General features: G+C 65.1%; 11 protein-coding genes. 2 read left to right on the forward strand and 9 right to left on the reverse strand.

Translation table 11 applies throughout. The annotated features are described in order from the left end of the window. From J1N50_RS05575 to J1N50_RS05595, 5 genes are all read right to left on the reverse strand, one after another. Positions 1 to 1,149: acetyl-CoA C-acetyltransferase (locus J1N50_RS05575; RefSeq protein ID WP_215350843.1), on the reverse strand; the 1,149-nt coding region annotated here is incomplete at its 3' end. A gap of 65 nt (positions 1,150 to 1,214) precedes the next feature. Beyond that, positions 1,215 to 1,997 carry an SDR family NAD(P)-dependent oxidoreductase gene (locus tag J1N50_RS05580; protein ID WP_215350846.1) on the reverse strand — a complete coding sequence of 261 codons (783 nt, stop codon included), beginning with the start codon at positions 1,995 to 1,997 and terminating at the stop codon, positions 1,215 to 1,217. 13 nt (positions 1,998 to 2,010) lie between these two features. Further along, positions 2,011 to 3,216 carry an acyl-CoA dehydrogenase family protein gene (locus J1N50_RS05585; RefSeq protein ID WP_215350849.1) on the reverse strand — a complete coding sequence of 402 codons (1,206 nt, stop codon included), beginning with the start codon at positions 3,214 to 3,216 and terminating at the stop codon, positions 2,011 to 2,013. Then, complete coding sequence (locus tag J1N50_RS05590; protein ID WP_215350852.1) at positions 3,213 to 4,307, reverse strand: acyl-CoA dehydrogenase family protein; 1,095 nt, start codon at positions 4,305 to 4,307, stop codon at positions 3,213 to 3,215. The genes J1N50_RS05585 and J1N50_RS05590 overlap by 4 nt, the downstream gene beginning before the upstream one ends. A 123-nt stretch (positions 4,308 to 4,430) precedes the next feature. Continuing rightward, a complete protein-coding gene (locus tag J1N50_RS05595; protein ID WP_215350855.1) occupies positions 4,431 to 5,612 on the reverse strand; it encodes an acyl-CoA dehydrogenase family protein in 1,182 nt (393 codons plus the stop codon). Between the two features lie 118 nt (positions 5,613 to 5,730). Here J1N50_RS05595 and J1N50_RS05600 point away from each other — a divergent pair, with 118 nt between their 5' ends. Together J1N50_RS05600 and J1N50_RS05605 are read left to right on the forward strand one after the other, a co-directional pair. After that, positions 5,731 to 6,711 carry an NAD(P)H-dependent flavin oxidoreductase gene (locus J1N50_RS05600; protein WP_215350858.1) on the forward strand — a complete coding sequence of 327 codons (981 nt, stop codon included), beginning with the start codon at positions 5,731 to 5,733 and terminating at the stop codon, positions 6,709 to 6,711. A 109-nt stretch (positions 6,712 to 6,820) separates the two neighbouring features. Further along, the gene (locus tag J1N50_RS05605) at positions 6,821 to 7,909 is read left to right on the forward strand and encodes a flavin reductase (protein ID WP_215350861.1); all 1,089 of its coding nucleotides are present in this window, start codon (positions 6,821 to 6,823) and stop codon (positions 7,907 to 7,909) included. Between the two features lie 15 nt (positions 7,910 to 7,924). Here J1N50_RS05605 and J1N50_RS05610 read toward each other — a convergent pair whose 3' ends face one another. The 4 genes from J1N50_RS05610 to J1N50_RS05625 all read right to left on the reverse strand — a co-directional run bounded on the left by J1N50_RS05610 (position 7,925) and on the right by J1N50_RS05625 (position 14,226). Continuing rightward, positions 7,925 to 9,463: an acyl-CoA synthetase gene (locus J1N50_RS05610; RefSeq protein WP_215350864.1), complete on the reverse strand. Its 1,539-nt coding sequence runs from the start codon at positions 9,461 to 9,463 to the stop codon at positions 7,925 to 7,927. A gap of 177 nt (positions 9,464 to 9,640) precedes the next feature. Further along, a complete protein-coding gene (locus J1N50_RS05615; protein ID WP_215350867.1) occupies positions 9,641 to 10,762 on the reverse strand; it encodes a DUF5938 domain-containing protein in 1,122 nt (373 codons plus the stop codon). 31 nt (positions 10,763 to 10,793) lie between these two features. Next, positions 10,794 to 11,564: a glucose 1-dehydrogenase gene (locus J1N50_RS05620; protein ID WP_215350870.1), complete on the reverse strand. Its 771-nt coding sequence runs from the start codon at positions 11,562 to 11,564 to the stop codon at positions 10,794 to 10,796. Between the two features lie 76 nt (positions 11,565 to 11,640). Continuing rightward, entirely contained in the window at positions 11,641 to 14,226 is a 2,586-nt protein-coding gene (locus J1N50_RS05625) for a TonB-dependent receptor (RefSeq protein ID WP_343227844.1), read from the reverse strand. Positions 14,227 to 14,316: the final 90 nt, after the last annotated feature.

Consider the following 14,316-nt stretch of genomic DNA (forward strand, 5'->3'; position numbering starts at 1 on the left):
GCCGATCAGGATCGACCCGGTGGCGCCGATCGGGTGGCCGAGCGCCATCGCGCCGCCGTTGATGTTGACCTTTTCGCGGTCGAGGTCGAGGTCGCGGATGAACTTTTCGGCGACAACGGCGAACGCCTCGTTGATTTCCCAGACGTCGATATCGCCCTTCGTCAGACCCGCCTTTGCGAGCACCTTCTTGGCTGCCGGGACCGGCGCATTGAGCATCAGCGTCGGGTCGTCGCCGATATTGGCATAGGCAACGATCCGCGCGCGGGGTTTCAGCCCGTTCTTTTCGGCATAATCCTTCGACGTGAGCAGCACCGCCGCCGCACCGTCGACGACGCCCGACGAATTGCCCGCATGATGGAAATGCTGGATGTCGACATCGGGATAGCGTCGGTTGATCTGCTTGCGAAAGGTCACGCCGCCGCCGAGGTCGAAGTCGGCGAGCGCTGCGAAGCTGGGCTTGAGCGCGGCCAGTCCTTCGGCGGTCGTTTCGGGACGCGGGAACTCCTCGTGGTCGAGCGCGACGCTGCCGTCGGGATTGAGCACCGGCACGACCGACTTGGCGAAGCGGCCCTCCTTGATGGCGCGGTCGGCGCGCTGCTGGCTGACGAGCGCGAGCGCGTCGAGGTCCTCGCGGCTGATACCTTCGATCGTCGCGATCGCGTCGCCGCACACGCCCTGGTTCGACTGCGGATGCAGGGCGTCGAGCGCTTCGTGACCCGATCCCATCATGCGCGGCGGTAGCCCGGCGTTCGCCTGTTCGGCCGCATAAGCAGCGGTGTAGCTCATCATTTCGGTGCCGCCCGCGATAACACAGTCTTCCATGCCGCTCATCACGCTGGCTGCGGCGAAGTTCACCGCGCTGATTCCGCCGCCGCAGAAGCGGTCGAGCGTGGTGCCGCTCGCCTTGATGTCATAACCCGCCGACAGCGCGGCCATGCGGCCAAGGTCGCCGCCCTGCTTGCCGTTCTGCGACGAGGTCGACCAGACGATGTCGTCGACCGTCGCGGTATCGAGATTGTTGCGGTCGCGAATCGCGGCGAGCACGGTCGCGGCGAGATGCTGGGGATGCAGATGCGAAAGCGCGCCCTTGCCGGGCTTGCCGATCCCGCGCGGGGTGCGGACGGCGTCGATGATGTAGGCGTCTGCCATGGGGAGTTCCTTTCTTGGGTAATTATCCGGGTCGTCAGGGGATCGAAGCGGCGTTGTCGGCGTGATCAGCGGGGCGCCATGCGGATCGCGCCGTCGAGGCGGACGGCCTGGCCGTTGAAATAGCTGTTGCGCGCCATCTCCATCGCTAGGCTGGCATATTCGCTCGCCTTGCCCAGCCGCTTGGGGAAGGGGACCGACGCCTCCAGGCTTTCCTTGACCTTCGGGTTCATGTTGCCGAGCAGCGGCGTTTCGAACACGCCGGGCATGATCGAATTGACCCGGATGCCAAGGTCCATCAGGTCGCGCGCCATCGGCAGGACGAGCCCGTTCACGCCCGCCTTGGCCGAGCCATAGATCACCTGTCCGATCTGCGCATCCTGCGCGGCGACCGAGGCGGTGAAGATGATCACACCGCGCTCGCCGTCCTCGAGCTCGGGCAGCCCCGCCATGCCTTCGGCGGCGATCGAGCCGATGCGGTAGCTCGCGGTCAGGATGCCCGCGACGCCATAGGCATAATCCTCGGTCGGGGTGCGGCGGAACTTGCCGCTTTCCTTGTCATAGGCGAGCGTTTTGCCGCGACGCGATGTCATCGCGCAGTGAACGCAGATGCGCTCCTGCCCATGCGCCGCGCGGGCCTTGGCATAGCCGTCGAGTACCGACTGCTCGTCGGTGATGTCGACATGGACGAACAGCCCGCCGATCGCCTTCGCGACCTCTTCGCCGAGCGCATCGTTGATGTCGAAGATCGCGACCTTCACACCCGCCGCGGCCAGTGCTTCGGCGGTCGCACGGCCGAGACCCGAGGCGCCGCCGGTTACAACTGCTGCGGTCGAGGAATCGATAATCATGATGCAGGCTCCTTCAGGCCGGAATCTGGTTGAACGGTATGCCCTTGTCGGGGCGATGGTCCTGCGGCAGGCCAAGAATGCGTTCGGCGATGGTATTGAGCAAAGTCTCGTCCGACCCGCCCGCGATGCGCCCGGTCGGCGCGTTGATCCAGCTCGACGCCCAGTCGTCCTTCGGCGAGGCATGTTCGTCGAACGGGAAGGCGTCGGTGCCCTGAAGGTCGAGCGCGAGCTCGGACAGCTTCTGGCGCGACCGCACCGCGACGAGCTTGTTGAGCGAGCCTTCGGGGCCGGGGGTCATTCCCGCCTGCATCATCAGCCGCGCGCGGCGGTTGATCGAGTCGAGCCCCGCGCGCATCGCATAGTTGCGCGCGATCTGCTGGCGGATGCGGCCATCCTCGATCGCGGGCTTGCCGTTGATCTTCACATCTTTGGCGAGGTCGACGAACAGGTCGAGGTGCGGACCGAAACCGGCGCTGTCGGTGGCGACATAACGCTCGATCATCAGCGTGGTGAGTGCAACCGCGAAGCCGCCACCCACCGGCGACATGCGGTGATCGTCGCTGATTTTCACATCGTCGAAGAAGACTTCGTTGACGTGGCTGTCGCCGCCCGCGAGCTTGATCGGGCGCACGGTGACGCCGGGCGCTTTCATGTCGACCCAAAAATAGGTGAGGCCCTTGTGCTTCGCGACCGTGGGATCGGTGCGCACGACGATGACGCCATAGTCCGAATATTGGGCCCAACTGGTCCAGACCTTCTGACCGTTGATCTTCCAGCCATTGCCGTCGGGTTCGGCGCGCGTGCGGAGGCCCGCAAGGTCGGTGCCGCCCGACGGCTCCGAAAAGAGCTGGCACCAGATTTCCTCGCCCTTCAGCGCCTTGACAACGCGCTCCTTCACGAACTCCCGGTCCGAACCGAACTGCATCAGGACGGGAACCGGCATCCCCAGCGAGATGCCGAAATAGACGTTGGGGAAGCCATGCTTCATTTCCTCCCCTTCGAAGGTGATCTTCTCGATATGGCCGAGCCCTTGGCCGCCATATTCGGTCGGCCAGTTGATGCCTGCGAAGCCCGCATCGAATTTGGCCTTCTGATAGCGGCGGCCGAGCGCGAGATCCTCTTCGACGCTCAACCCCTTGCGCGCCGCCTTGCCGAAGGCGGGCACCATCGATTCGCACCACGCCGCGACTTTCGCGCGGAAGGCTTCAAGATCGCTCATGCGGCTTCTCCTGCCAGGCGGTCGACGAGTATATCTTCCCAGAAGAGGCTGTTTCCCTGTTCGAGAGCGAGGCTGCGCGAACGGCGCATGTGAAGGTGCAGCCCGATCTCCCAGGTGACCCCGATGCCGCCATGGATCTGCACGCAGTCGCGCGCGGCCGTGTCATAGGCTTCGGTCGCCGAAAGGCGCGCCGCGGCTGCGGCCGTGATGAAGTCGGCCTGATCCGCGCGTGCTGCCGCATGAATGCAGTTCGCGCGGGCGAGCTCGACGAGCCCGTAGAGTTCGGCGATGCGATGCTTGATCGACTGGAAGGCGCCGATCGGCTGCCCGAACGCCTTGCGCGTCACGGCATAATCGCGGGCGATTTCCATCAAGGCCTCGGCGCCGCCGGTCTGTTCGTGCGCGGTGACGACGGCCTGCAGCGCCAGAATTTGAAGCGCTGCGCCGTGTGCCGCCGGACCCGTGGCGATCACCTCGGCAGGCGTCCCGGCGAAGCGGAGGTCGGCGATCAGGCGGCTGTTGTCAAAGCTGTCGATCGCCGATCGTTCGACCCCGGCGAGATCGACGAGCGCGAGGACCGGCGTGCCGGCCTCGTCGGCGAGAACGATGGCGACATCGGCGGCCAGCCCCGCAGTGACGCTTCTCGCGCGCCCCTCGATATGGCCGCTTGCACAGGTGAGGTCCGGCCGGGCGGGAAGCGGGTCGGCGCCGGCGGCGAAGGCGACCGCGCCGATGGCTTCGCCGCTGGCGAGGCCAGGCAGCCAGCGCTGCTTCTGCGCATCGGTGCCCAGGAGCTCGATTGCTTTCGCGGCGCCGAAACCCGAGGTCAGAAAGGGAGCGCCGCTCAGCGAGCGTCCGGCCTGATGCGCGATCAGTCCGAGTTCGACGAGGCCGAGGTCGAGACCGCCATAGGCTTCGGGAAGGGCAAGGGCGGTCCAGCCCTGTTCCTTCGCCGTCGTCCAGAAGCCCTCGTGGTAACGACCGCTGGTCTCCAGCAGCGGCAGCAGGTCGTCCTTGCTGATCCGCGCTTCGAGAACGCGGCGGGACTCGGTCGCGATCGCCTGCTGCCCTTCATCGTGCAATATCGACATCGGCCCGATTCCTCACCCTGGTCTGTTTGCACCCATCATCTGTACGTTAACGTAAACGTCAAGTCTTTTGACGTTACGTTCAGGGCGCAGAAGAACATTCCGCGCCCACGAATGTCGCGGCGCTCAGGCTTGGGCGGTCTTCCAGTCGCGTTTGATCTTCTTGGCGAGGCTCCATTTGTGGACCTCGGTCGGGCCGTCGTAGATGCGGAAGGCGCGGACCTCGCGGAACACCTGTTCGACGATCGTCTTGTCGGTCACGCCGGTTCCGCCCATGACCTGGACGCAGCGGTCGGCGATGCGCATCAGCGCCTCCGACACCGCGACCTTGGCCATCGAGCTTTCGACGGTACCGAGCGATCCGGTGTCGAGGACGGCCGCGCACCAGTCGATCATCAGTTCGGCCTGTTTCAGATCGATCATATTCTCGGCGAGCATGAAGCCGACGCCCTCATGCTCGATCAGCGGCTTGCCGAAGGCCTCGCGGCGATTGGCATAGTCGGTCGCGATTTCGTGTGCGCGGATGCACGCGCCCAGCCAGCGCATGCAGTGCGAAAGGCGTGCGGGGGAGAGACGAACCTGTGCATAGCGGAAGCCTTCGCCCGCCTGGCCGAGCATCTGGTCCGCGGGAATGCGCAGATTGTCGATCGTCAGCGTCGCATGGCCGCCGGGCATCGAGCTGTCGATCGTGTTGGGCACCTCGTCGATGCGAATCGCGGGGTCGGGCAGGTCGACCAGGAACATGCATGCCCCCTGTTCGGCCTTCGCCATGATGATGCCGACCCGTGCGCCCTGTGCGCCGGTGATGAAGGTCTTGCGACCGCTCACGACCCAGTGATTGCCGTCGGGGTGGCAGGTCGTTTTCATCATCGACGGGTCGGAGCCCGCGCCGCCCTCGTCGGCGGGTTCGGTCATGAAAAAGGCCGACCGCACCCGGCCGTCGACCATCGGCTTGAGGAAGCGCTCCTTGAGTTCGGGGCTTCCTTCCTTGCCGAGCAGATACATATTGCCCTCGTCGGGCGCCATCGTGTTGCAGGCGAGCGGGCCGAGCGGCGACAGGCCGCTTTTGATCAGCACCACGGCGGTCTCGCGCTGGTTGAGGTGGCTGCCGTCTTGCAGGATGTGCGGCGTCAGCACGCCCGCGGCGCGTGCCTGCTCGCGCATTTCCATGACCAGCTCGTCGGTCGGCGCGCCATGATGGTCGCGGCGGGGATCGCGTTCATAGGGGATGACGGTCTCCCGGACGAAAGTCTCGACCTTTGCGGCAATCGCCAGCGCCCGATCCGATATGCCCTCGTTCGTCGTCATCCCGATTCCCTCCACGCTTCTGCAAATCGCTCAACCCGACGTTGACGTAAGCGTCAAGTTAATTCATGTGCAAAGACGACGGTGCCGTAAGGGCAATAAAATCAGGGAAGGATGGGGCATGGCTTTCAAGACGCGTATCACCGAGATGCTGGGCATCGAACATCCGATCGTTCAGGGCGGGATGCAGAGCGTCGGCTATGCCGAGCTTGCGAGTGCGGTGTCGAACGCGGGCGGCCTCGGCATCCTGACCGCGCTGACCCAGCCGTCTCCCGACGCCCTGCGCGCCGAGATCGAGCGCTGCCGCGCGATGACCGGCAAGCCCTTCGGCGTGAACATGACGGTGTTTCCGACGATCAACGCGCCCGATTACAAAGCCTATGCGCAGGCGATCATCGACGGCGGGGTGAAGATCGTCGAAACCGCGGGAACGCAGGCGGTGCGGGAGATCTGGGAGATGCTGAAGCCCCATGGCGTCACCATTCTCCACAAATGCACGGCGGTCCGTCACGCCCTGTCGGCGGAGAAGGCGGGGTGCGATATCATCTCGATCGACGGTTTCGAATGCGCCGGCCATCCGGGCGAGGACGATATTCCCGGCCTGATCCTGATCCCGGCCGCCGCCGACAAGGTCAAGATTCCGATGCTCGCCTCGGGCGGCTTCGGCGACGGGCGCGGCCTCGTCGCCGCACTCAGTCTCGGCGCCGAGGGCATCAATATGGGCACGCGTTTCTGCGCGACCGTCGAGGCGCCGATCCACGACAATGTGAAACAGGCCTATATCGAGAATGACGAGCGCGGCAGCTTCCTGATCTTTCGCAACTTCAAGAACACCGCGCGCGTCGGTCGCAGCCCGGTCAGCGAAGAGGTCGCGCGCCGTCTCGCCAATCCCGATGCGCAGTTCAGCGACGTGCAGGAGCTGGTGTCGGGCGCCGCGGGGCGCGAACTGCTCCAGACCGGCGACCTGTCGAAGGGCGTGTTCTGGGCCGGGATGGTGCAGGGGCTGATCCACGATATCCCGACCTGTCAGCAACTGATCGACCGGATCATCGGCGACGCCGAAGCGATCATCGACCGGCGGCTTGCCGGTTTCAGGAACTGACGCCCGCCGATCCTCGCGCTCCGTCCTTGCGGTCGGCCAACGGGTGCCGCTATGCTGGCAGGGTCCAACCTGCCGGCCCGTTCACCCGCCGGCCCGTCGAGGGGGCTGCTTGGCTATCATCGAATATAAGGGATTTGGCGGCTTTCGTCTGTCCGTCGATGTTCTGGGCGACGAGAATGATCCCGCTGTTCTGCTGCTCCCCGAACCGGGGCAGGGGCGCGAGGTCTGGCGCGCGGCAGCCGAAGCGCTGGTGCTGTCGGGGCGGCGCGTCGTCAATGTCGAGCCGCGCGCCCGTGCAGCGGAAGTCGGCGATATCGCTGCGCATGTCGAGGATCTGCGCGCTATCCTGGCGCAGATGGGATCGCGCCCCGTCGTCGCGACCGCCCGGCGCGGCGGATGGGTCGCCACGCAGGCGCTGGCTCCCGATGGCGCGCATCTCGCGGCGGGATTGATTCTGGTCGACATGCCGGTCAGCGATGAGGCGGTCGCGTCGGCGCCGCGCCTCGCGCTTCCGACGCTGGTCGTTCGCGGCGGCTTTTCGCCCGCCGAATGCACCGCGGCGAGTGACGCCTTCGCCGCGGCGCTTCCGATCGGCGAAAGCGCCGATATCGAGGACAGAGACCTGGCGTTTGCGGTCGACCGCAACGAGGCGCTGCTCGGCCAGCTGCTCGAATTTCTCGAGCGGCGCCAGCCGCGCGAGGCGATGGAGTTCAAGGCCGGATCGGACCCGCGCACGCTGCGCGATGCGATGGGCTGTTTCGCCACCGGCATCACGATCGTCACCGCGCTCGACGCGTCGGGGGCACCGGCGGGACTGACGGCGAACAGTTTCACCTCGGTGTCGCTCGACCCGCCGCTGCTGCTCGTCTGCATCGCCAATACCTCAGGGACCGCGCCGATCCTGCGCGACGCGGTACATTTCGGCGTCAACGTCCTCCAGATCGGGCAGCAACCGGCGTCGAACCGTTTCGCGTCGAGGGGCGGGGACCGCTTCGCCAACCTGCCATGGGCGCCGGGCGAGACCGGCGTGCCGTTGCTCGGCGGCTCGCTCGTTTCGTTCGAATGCCAGCGCGAGTCGCTGCATGAAGCGGGCGACCATTTTATCCTCGTCGGGCGGGTGGTGCGCGCGCAGTTCGAGCCGCACCGCGACCCGTTGCTCTATTTTCGCGGCAAGTACCGGCGGCTCCATTTCGCCTGACCGGAAAGTTTTCGATCAGGCTGGCGAACCAAGCTTCCCGGCGCGAATTTCGCGCTTCAGCACCTTGCCCACTTTCGACCGCGGCAAGTCGTCCCAGATTTCGAGCTGCTTCGGCGTCTTGACGCTGCCGATGGCGGCCTTGACGTGCGCGATGATCGCTTCGGGATGCGCCCGCTGGCCCGCGCGAAGCTGCACGACCGCGCAGACCCGCTCACCCCATTTGTCGTCGGGAAGCCCGAACACCGCGCCGTCCTGAACCGCCGGGTGCGACAGCAGCGCCGCCTCGACCTCGGCCGAATAGACGTTGAAGCCGCCGGTAATGATCATGTCCTTGGCACGGTCGACGATGAACAGAAAATTGTCGGCGTCGAGATAGCCGATGTCGCCAGTGCGGTGCCAGCCGTTCACCGTCGCTTCGGCGGTCGCTTCCGGATTCTTGTAATAGCCGTCCATGACGAGCGAGCCCCTGACGACGATCTCGCCGCGCTCGCCCTGCGGCAGTTCGTTGCCGTCGGCATCGACGATCGCGACGCGCACGAGCGGCCCCGGTTTGCCCGCCGACGACAGGCGATGCCGCGCGACCGATCCGTCGGGTGCCAGATGATCCTTCGGCGCCATCATCGAGATCATCATCGGCGCTTCGGTCTGTCCGAAAAGCTGCGCCATCACGGGCCCGATCTTGCCGATCGCCTCTTCGAGCCGCGCGGGCGAGATCGGAGCGGCACCGTACCAGAAGCATTGCAGCGCGGAGAGGTCGGCGGCCGCGAGATCGGGATGATCGAGCAGCATATAGATCAAGGTCGGCGGCAGGAAGGTGTGCGTGGCGCGGTGCCGCGCCGCGAGGGTCAGGAACTGGCCGATATCGGGATAAGGCATGATCACCACTTCGCCGCCGAGCGCCATGATCGGAAAGGTCAGCACCCCGGCGGCGTGGGTGAGCGGCGCCATCGCCAGATAGACAGGGCGTCCCTCGAACGGATAGCCGATCAGCGTCAGCGCGGTCATCGCCTCCAGATTGCGGGCCGTCAGCATGACGCCTTTCGGTTGGCCTGTCGTACCGCCGGTGCCGGGAAGCATCGCAAGATCGCCGACCGGCTCCACCTGAAACGGGGCATCGGGAACGCCGGTCAGCCACCCCTCGAGCGAGGGCGCGAACGGTTGTTCGGCATCGAGACAGACGAGCAGCCCTAGCTTCGGCAACTGCGGGCGCAGATCGTCGACCAGATCGGCGAACTTCGAATGGAAGAACAGCGCCGTGCAATCGAAATTGTCGAGAACATAGGCATTCTCCGCGGCTTCGTTGCGCGGGTTGATCGGACACCACACCGCACCGGCGCGCGAGATCGCGAAGACGCAGGCAAAGGCGACCGGGTCGTTGCCCGACAGGATCGCGACGTGCTTGCCCGGCGTGATCCCCGCCGCATTCAGTCCGCGCGCAACGCGATGCGTCAGCGCCTGCACCTCGGCATAGGACAGGCTCTTGCCGTCCATCGTGAGGCAGGGCGCGCCGGCGCCCAGCGAAGCCCCCTTGTCGAGCCAGTCAACCAGCCGCATCAACGGCCTCCGCAAGGATAAGAGCGTGACGCAAAGGAAGATGCAGCCGTTCCCCCGCGAAGGCGGGGGCCCATCATCCGATGGCTCCAAATGGGACCGGCCGGTGATGGGTCCGCGCCTTCGCGGGGACACGCAGCTTCCATGCGTCCCAACACCGGGGGCATCGTCGCTCTCCCCTCAATCATGCACGGTGACGACCGGTTTCAGCACCAGCCCGAACTGGCGCAGCGCGCCGAAAATCTCGCGATGCCCGAAGGCCTGGCAGGCCGACGCGAAGCCCGTGCGGCGCGGCGGCTGCTGGAGCAGGTTCATCGCCGCCCATGCCTGCATCAGCCCGGTCTGCTTATAGTTGCAATTGCCGTGGATCAGCACGTGCACGCGCCCGAGCGGGCCGGAGGCATGGACCGAGTCGATGCTGGTGTTAAGCCGCGGATTTTCGCGCGGCGGCATGTCGCCCTGAACCGATTCCGCCATCTTGGCGAGCGCGGCTTCCTGTTCCGCGAACGGCAGCGGCTTGATGTCGGTATCGATCATCTTCGTCATATTGACGACATTGTCCATCACCTCGCGCGCGAAGACGCCGCCATAGACCTTGACGGTCGAAACGCGCGGGTCGTCCTTGAACCAGAGCGGGTGCGATGTCCCGCCCCACGGCAGGGTCAGCGCGGTGGCGTGCTGGCCGGGGACATGGCATTCGGTGGTCGTCAGCGTCGGCCATTGGACATACTGGTTGTTCTGCAGATAATACCAGTCGGCCTTCAGGATGGTGAAGATCGTCTGCACCGAGGCATAGGTCGGGAAGCCCTTCCACAGCACGAGCATGTCGAGCGTATCGAGCCCCGGCATGTTTTCGAGCGCGATGTTCGCGGCGATCTCTCCCGTCGTGTACATGTGCGCGACGCACGGCGAGAGCAGCAGACCCCTCTTTGCGAAGCCTTCGCCCCACTTCTCCTGCGCCAGCATCATCCAGTCCTGCTCGCCGGTCGTGTCGAGATAGTGACATCCCGCCGCCAGACTCGCCTCGACGGTTTCGGGGCCATATTTGATGAACGGGCCGACCATGTTGCACACGACCTTCGCGCCCTTGAACAGCTTCGTCAGCGCCTCGACGCTATGTTCGACCTCGACGACTTCGTAGTCCGCCGTCTCGATGCCCGGCACCTTGTCCATCACCTCCCGCACGCGCTTCGCATCGCGCCCGGCGGCGATGAACGGAATGCCGAGCTCGCGCAGATATTCGCAGACGAGGCGCCCCGTGTAGCCAGAGGCGCCATAGACGATGACCGGTTTCTTGCTCATGAAATGTCGTTCCTGTTCTGAAGGATACGGATCAGACAGCGGTGTAGCCGCCGTCGACGATCAGCTCGCTGCCGCACATGTATGCGGCATCGTCGCTGGCGAGGAAAAGAAGCGGGCGGGCGATCTCGCGGGTCGTCGCCATCCGGCCGACCGGAATGGCGCCGACCGTTGCGGTCGCGAAATCCGCGGCCGCGTCGCCGAGGCTGCCGACCGCATCAGCGACGAGCTTGGTCTCGCAATAGCCGGGATGGAGCGAGTTGATCCGCACCGGCCAGCCCTTGCGCGCGCAATCGACCGCAACGGCCTTGGTGAGCATCGCAACGCCGGCCTTGCTGGCGTTGTACGCGGGGAAGAGCGGTTCGGCGACGTTCGCCGCGATCGAGGCGACATTGACGATCACACCGCCCTTGTCCTTCATCGCCTCGATCCCGGCGCGCACGCCGAGGAAGACGCTTTCCAGATTGACCGCCATCAACCGTTGCCATTCGGCGAGGTTCGTATCGACGACCGATTTCAGGAAACCCATGCCGGCGTTGTTGACGAGGATGTCGAGCTTGCCCTCGCGCGCGACGACGTCGGCAATCACCGATTTCCACTCCGCCTCGTCGGCGACGTCCTGGCGTCGTGCTTCGGCTTTCAGTCCCTCGGCACGGATCGCGGCCGCCGCGGCGTCGGCCTCGTCCGCGTCGATGTCGGTGATCGTCACCGATGCGCCCTCGCGGGCGAATTCCTGCGCGGCGGCGAGGCCGATCCCGCGCGCAGCGCCCGTGATCAGCACGCTCTTGCCGGAAAAACGCATCATCTGATGCTCCTTGTGAAATGCCATAAAGGGTCGGGGGCGGCGCGGGAGGAGGGGGCGCCGCCCCCAGGGGGGTGCCTCAGAATTTGGCGGTCAACTCGACACCATAGGTGCGGGGCGTGCCGCGGTTGAGATAGTCGAGCCCGAAGATGTCGATGTTGAGCCCATAGCTGTAGTAATATTTGTTGGTCAGGTTCTTGACCCACGCACTGACCGCATAGTTGCCATGCTCGAAGGTCAGGCGGCTGTTCACCAGCCAGTATCCGGGATTGCCGCAGGTGATCGCGGGGCCGGCCGGGCGGACGTTGCCGGGCGCGCCGGGACGGTCGCACGGGGTCTGGTCATAATCGCCGAACGGGTCGAAATAATATTTGCCGGTATAGGCGGCGTCGCCGCGCAGCGTCAGCTTATTGTCCCCGCTTTCAAAGACATCCCAGTCGAAGCCAGCCGAGAAAGTGGTGCGCGGCGCGTTGGGGAAGGGATTGCCGTTGACGTTGCGCGTCGGGCTCGACGGATCGGTCGGATCGATGACATTACCCTTGTATTTGCTGCGCAGCAAACTCATCGAGGCGTCGAGGCGCAGGCTGTCCGCGGCCTGGATCGTCAGCTCGGCCTCGCCGCCGTAGAGGCGGCCATTGGCGCTGCGGGTGAAGGTCGTTGCGCCGATGACCTGCGTCACCTGGTGGTTCTTGTAGTCGTAATAGAAGCCAGCGAGATTGAGCTGCACGCGCCGGTCGAAGAAGCGCATTTTCAGCCCGCCTTCGTATGCGTTGATCTGCTCGGGCTCGATATAGTAAACCTGATTGGTGCCCTGATAGGCGAGCCCGTTGAAGCTGCCGCTGCGATAGCCGCGGCTGTAGTTAAGATAGCCCATGACATCGTCGGCGAAGTCGTAGCTGACGTTGATCCGCCCGGTCAGTCGATTGGCCTTTTCCTTCTGCCGCAGCGCCGGAACGCTCGCGTCATAGGGAAAAGTGTAGGGAATGGTGCTTGCGCGGATCGTCCCGCCAAGGTCGTAAAGCACGGTCCGGCCGTTCAGATATTTGACCTTGTCCATCGTGTAGCGAAGACCGACGCTGACGGTCAGCGCATCGGTGATGTCATAGCTGCCGTCGAAATAGATCGCCGCCGAAGGCCGCTTGATCGTGTAGCGCTGCTCGCCTTCGATCGGACCGAAGGGCGGCGCGCCGGCGGCGCGGCAGGCCGCCGAAATGGCGCCGCCGAAGCCGCCACCGCCCGAATTGTTGAGCTGGATGTCGGTTAGCAGAGCGATCAGCGAGCGGGCGTCGAGGAAGCCGTTGGGATTGCCCGTCGGAACAGCGGCGCAGCTTGCGGGGTTGGTGGGGTCAAGCGCCGGATTGACCGCGAACGCGGGAACGAACGCCGCCGCCTGCGGCGCCGAAACCGGCGCGTTGAAGAAGCTGTTCGGAACCCCCGCGCCCTGCAGAATCGGCTTCAGCACGCCGAAGAAGTCGATCTCGTTGCGCGTGTCGATCTTGTCGACACCATAATAGAGCCCGGCCACCGCGTTGAAGCGGTCGCCCTTGAAGTTCAGACGCAGATCCTGGTTGAAATTCTTGCTGAACGAATTGTAGCGCAGCGCGCAGACGCTGTTGGGCGATCCGTCGCAGTCGAACGGCGAGTTACGGTATTTGCCCGTGTCGTACCCGGTGATCGAGGTCAGCGAGAGGCTGTCGCTGAGTTCGATCGCGACATTGAGCGCAAAGCCCTGCGACGAAGTGTAATAGCGTCCGCCCGTGTCTGCGGCGACTTCATTCTTGCCGAGCGGGGCACCGCCGTTCTGCGCCGGATCGAAGCGCGAGTAGCCGAGCACGTCGCGCCCCTCGGCGAGCTGGCCCAGTGCGTAGGGATTGGGCGCCAGCGGATTGTCGCGCGCGAAATAGCCTTTCAGGTTGATGTCGACCGTATCGGTCGGCTTCCAGCGGAGCGAGGCGCGGCCCGCAACCGTGTTCGTCGTGCCGACATGGCGGTCCTGGACGGGATTATATTGCCAGCCGTCGCCCTTTGCGAAGGTGCCGGCAAGACGGATACCCAGCTTGTCCGGGATCAGCGTCGCCTCGACCGCGCCCTCGACCGTCTTGGTGTCGTAATTGCCGTAGCCGAGCGTGATCGTGCCCTCGTTCCCGTCGAGCTTCGGCTTGTTGCTGAAAAAGCTGATCGCGCCGCCGGTGGTGTTGCGACCGTAAAGCGTACCCTGCGGGCCGCGCAGCACTTCGACCCGTTCGAGATCATAGAGTTGCTGCCCGTGGCTGGCGCGGAAGCTCTGATAGACTTCGTCGACATACACGCCCACCGGCGACGCGGTGGAGGCCGAGAATTCGTTCGCGACCGAGACACCGCGCAGCGAGAAGTTCGGCTGGGTGCGGCCATAGGGCGTCGTGATCTGGAGGCTGGGCACGAAGCCTTGCAGGTCCGATGTCTCGCTGATTCCGCGCGATTCCAGCTCCTCGCCCGCCAGCGCGGACACCGCGACGGGAACGTCCTGCAGGTTCTGCGCTCGCTTCTGTGCGGTGACGACGATTTCGGCGATGCCGCCGCTACTTGCCTCTTCTGGGGCAGAGGTTTCCTGTGCGAACGCGGCGCCCGGCCATCCCATCAGCATCGTCGTCGACAGGCAGGTCGCCAGAAAAGCTTTGTGCGTCACGCTCTCTCTCCCTTCGCTCGGTCCCGTTCTGTGCGGAACCTTCGTCATTCGGGAGGCTATGGCGGCGGGGCGGCGCGCAATAGACAAGGC

The sequence above is a fragment of the Sphingopyxis soli genome, assembly GCF_018682675.1.
Lineage (GTDB): Bacteria > Pseudomonadota > Alphaproteobacteria > Sphingomonadales > Sphingomonadaceae > Sphingopyxis > Sphingopyxis soli.

Bases quoted from the DNA above. Each gene is read 5' to 3' on its own strand.
- J1N50_RS05580 (WP_215350846.1), bottom strand. From the start codon at position 1,997: ATGATTATCGATTCCTCGACCGCAGCAGTTGTAACCGGCGGCGCCTCG.
- J1N50_RS05585 (WP_215350849.1), bottom strand. From the start codon at position 3,216: ATGAGCGATCTTGAAGCCTTCCGCGCGAAAGTCGCGGCGTGGTGCGAA.
- J1N50_RS05590 (WP_215350852.1), bottom strand. From the start codon at position 4,307: ATGTCGATATTGCACGATGAAGGGCAGCAGGCGATCGCGACCGAGTCC.
- J1N50_RS05595 (WP_215350855.1), bottom strand. From the start codon at position 5,612: ATGACGACGAACGAGGGCATATCGGATCGGGCGCTGGCGATTGCCGCA.
- J1N50_RS05600 (WP_215350858.1), top strand. From the start codon at position 5,731: ATGGCTTTCAAGACGCGTATCACCGAGATGCTGGGCATCGAACATCCG.
- J1N50_RS05610 (WP_215350864.1), bottom strand. From the start codon at position 9,463: ATGCGGCTGGTTGACTGGCTCGACAAGGGGGCTTCGCTGGGCGCCGGC.
- J1N50_RS05615 (WP_215350867.1), bottom strand. From the start codon at position 10,762: ATGAGCAAGAAACCGGTCATCGTCTATGGCGCCTCTGGCTACACGGGG.
- J1N50_RS05620 (WP_215350870.1), bottom strand. From the start codon at position 11,564: ATGATGCGTTTTTCCGGCAAGAGCGTGCTGATCACGGGCGCTGCGCGC.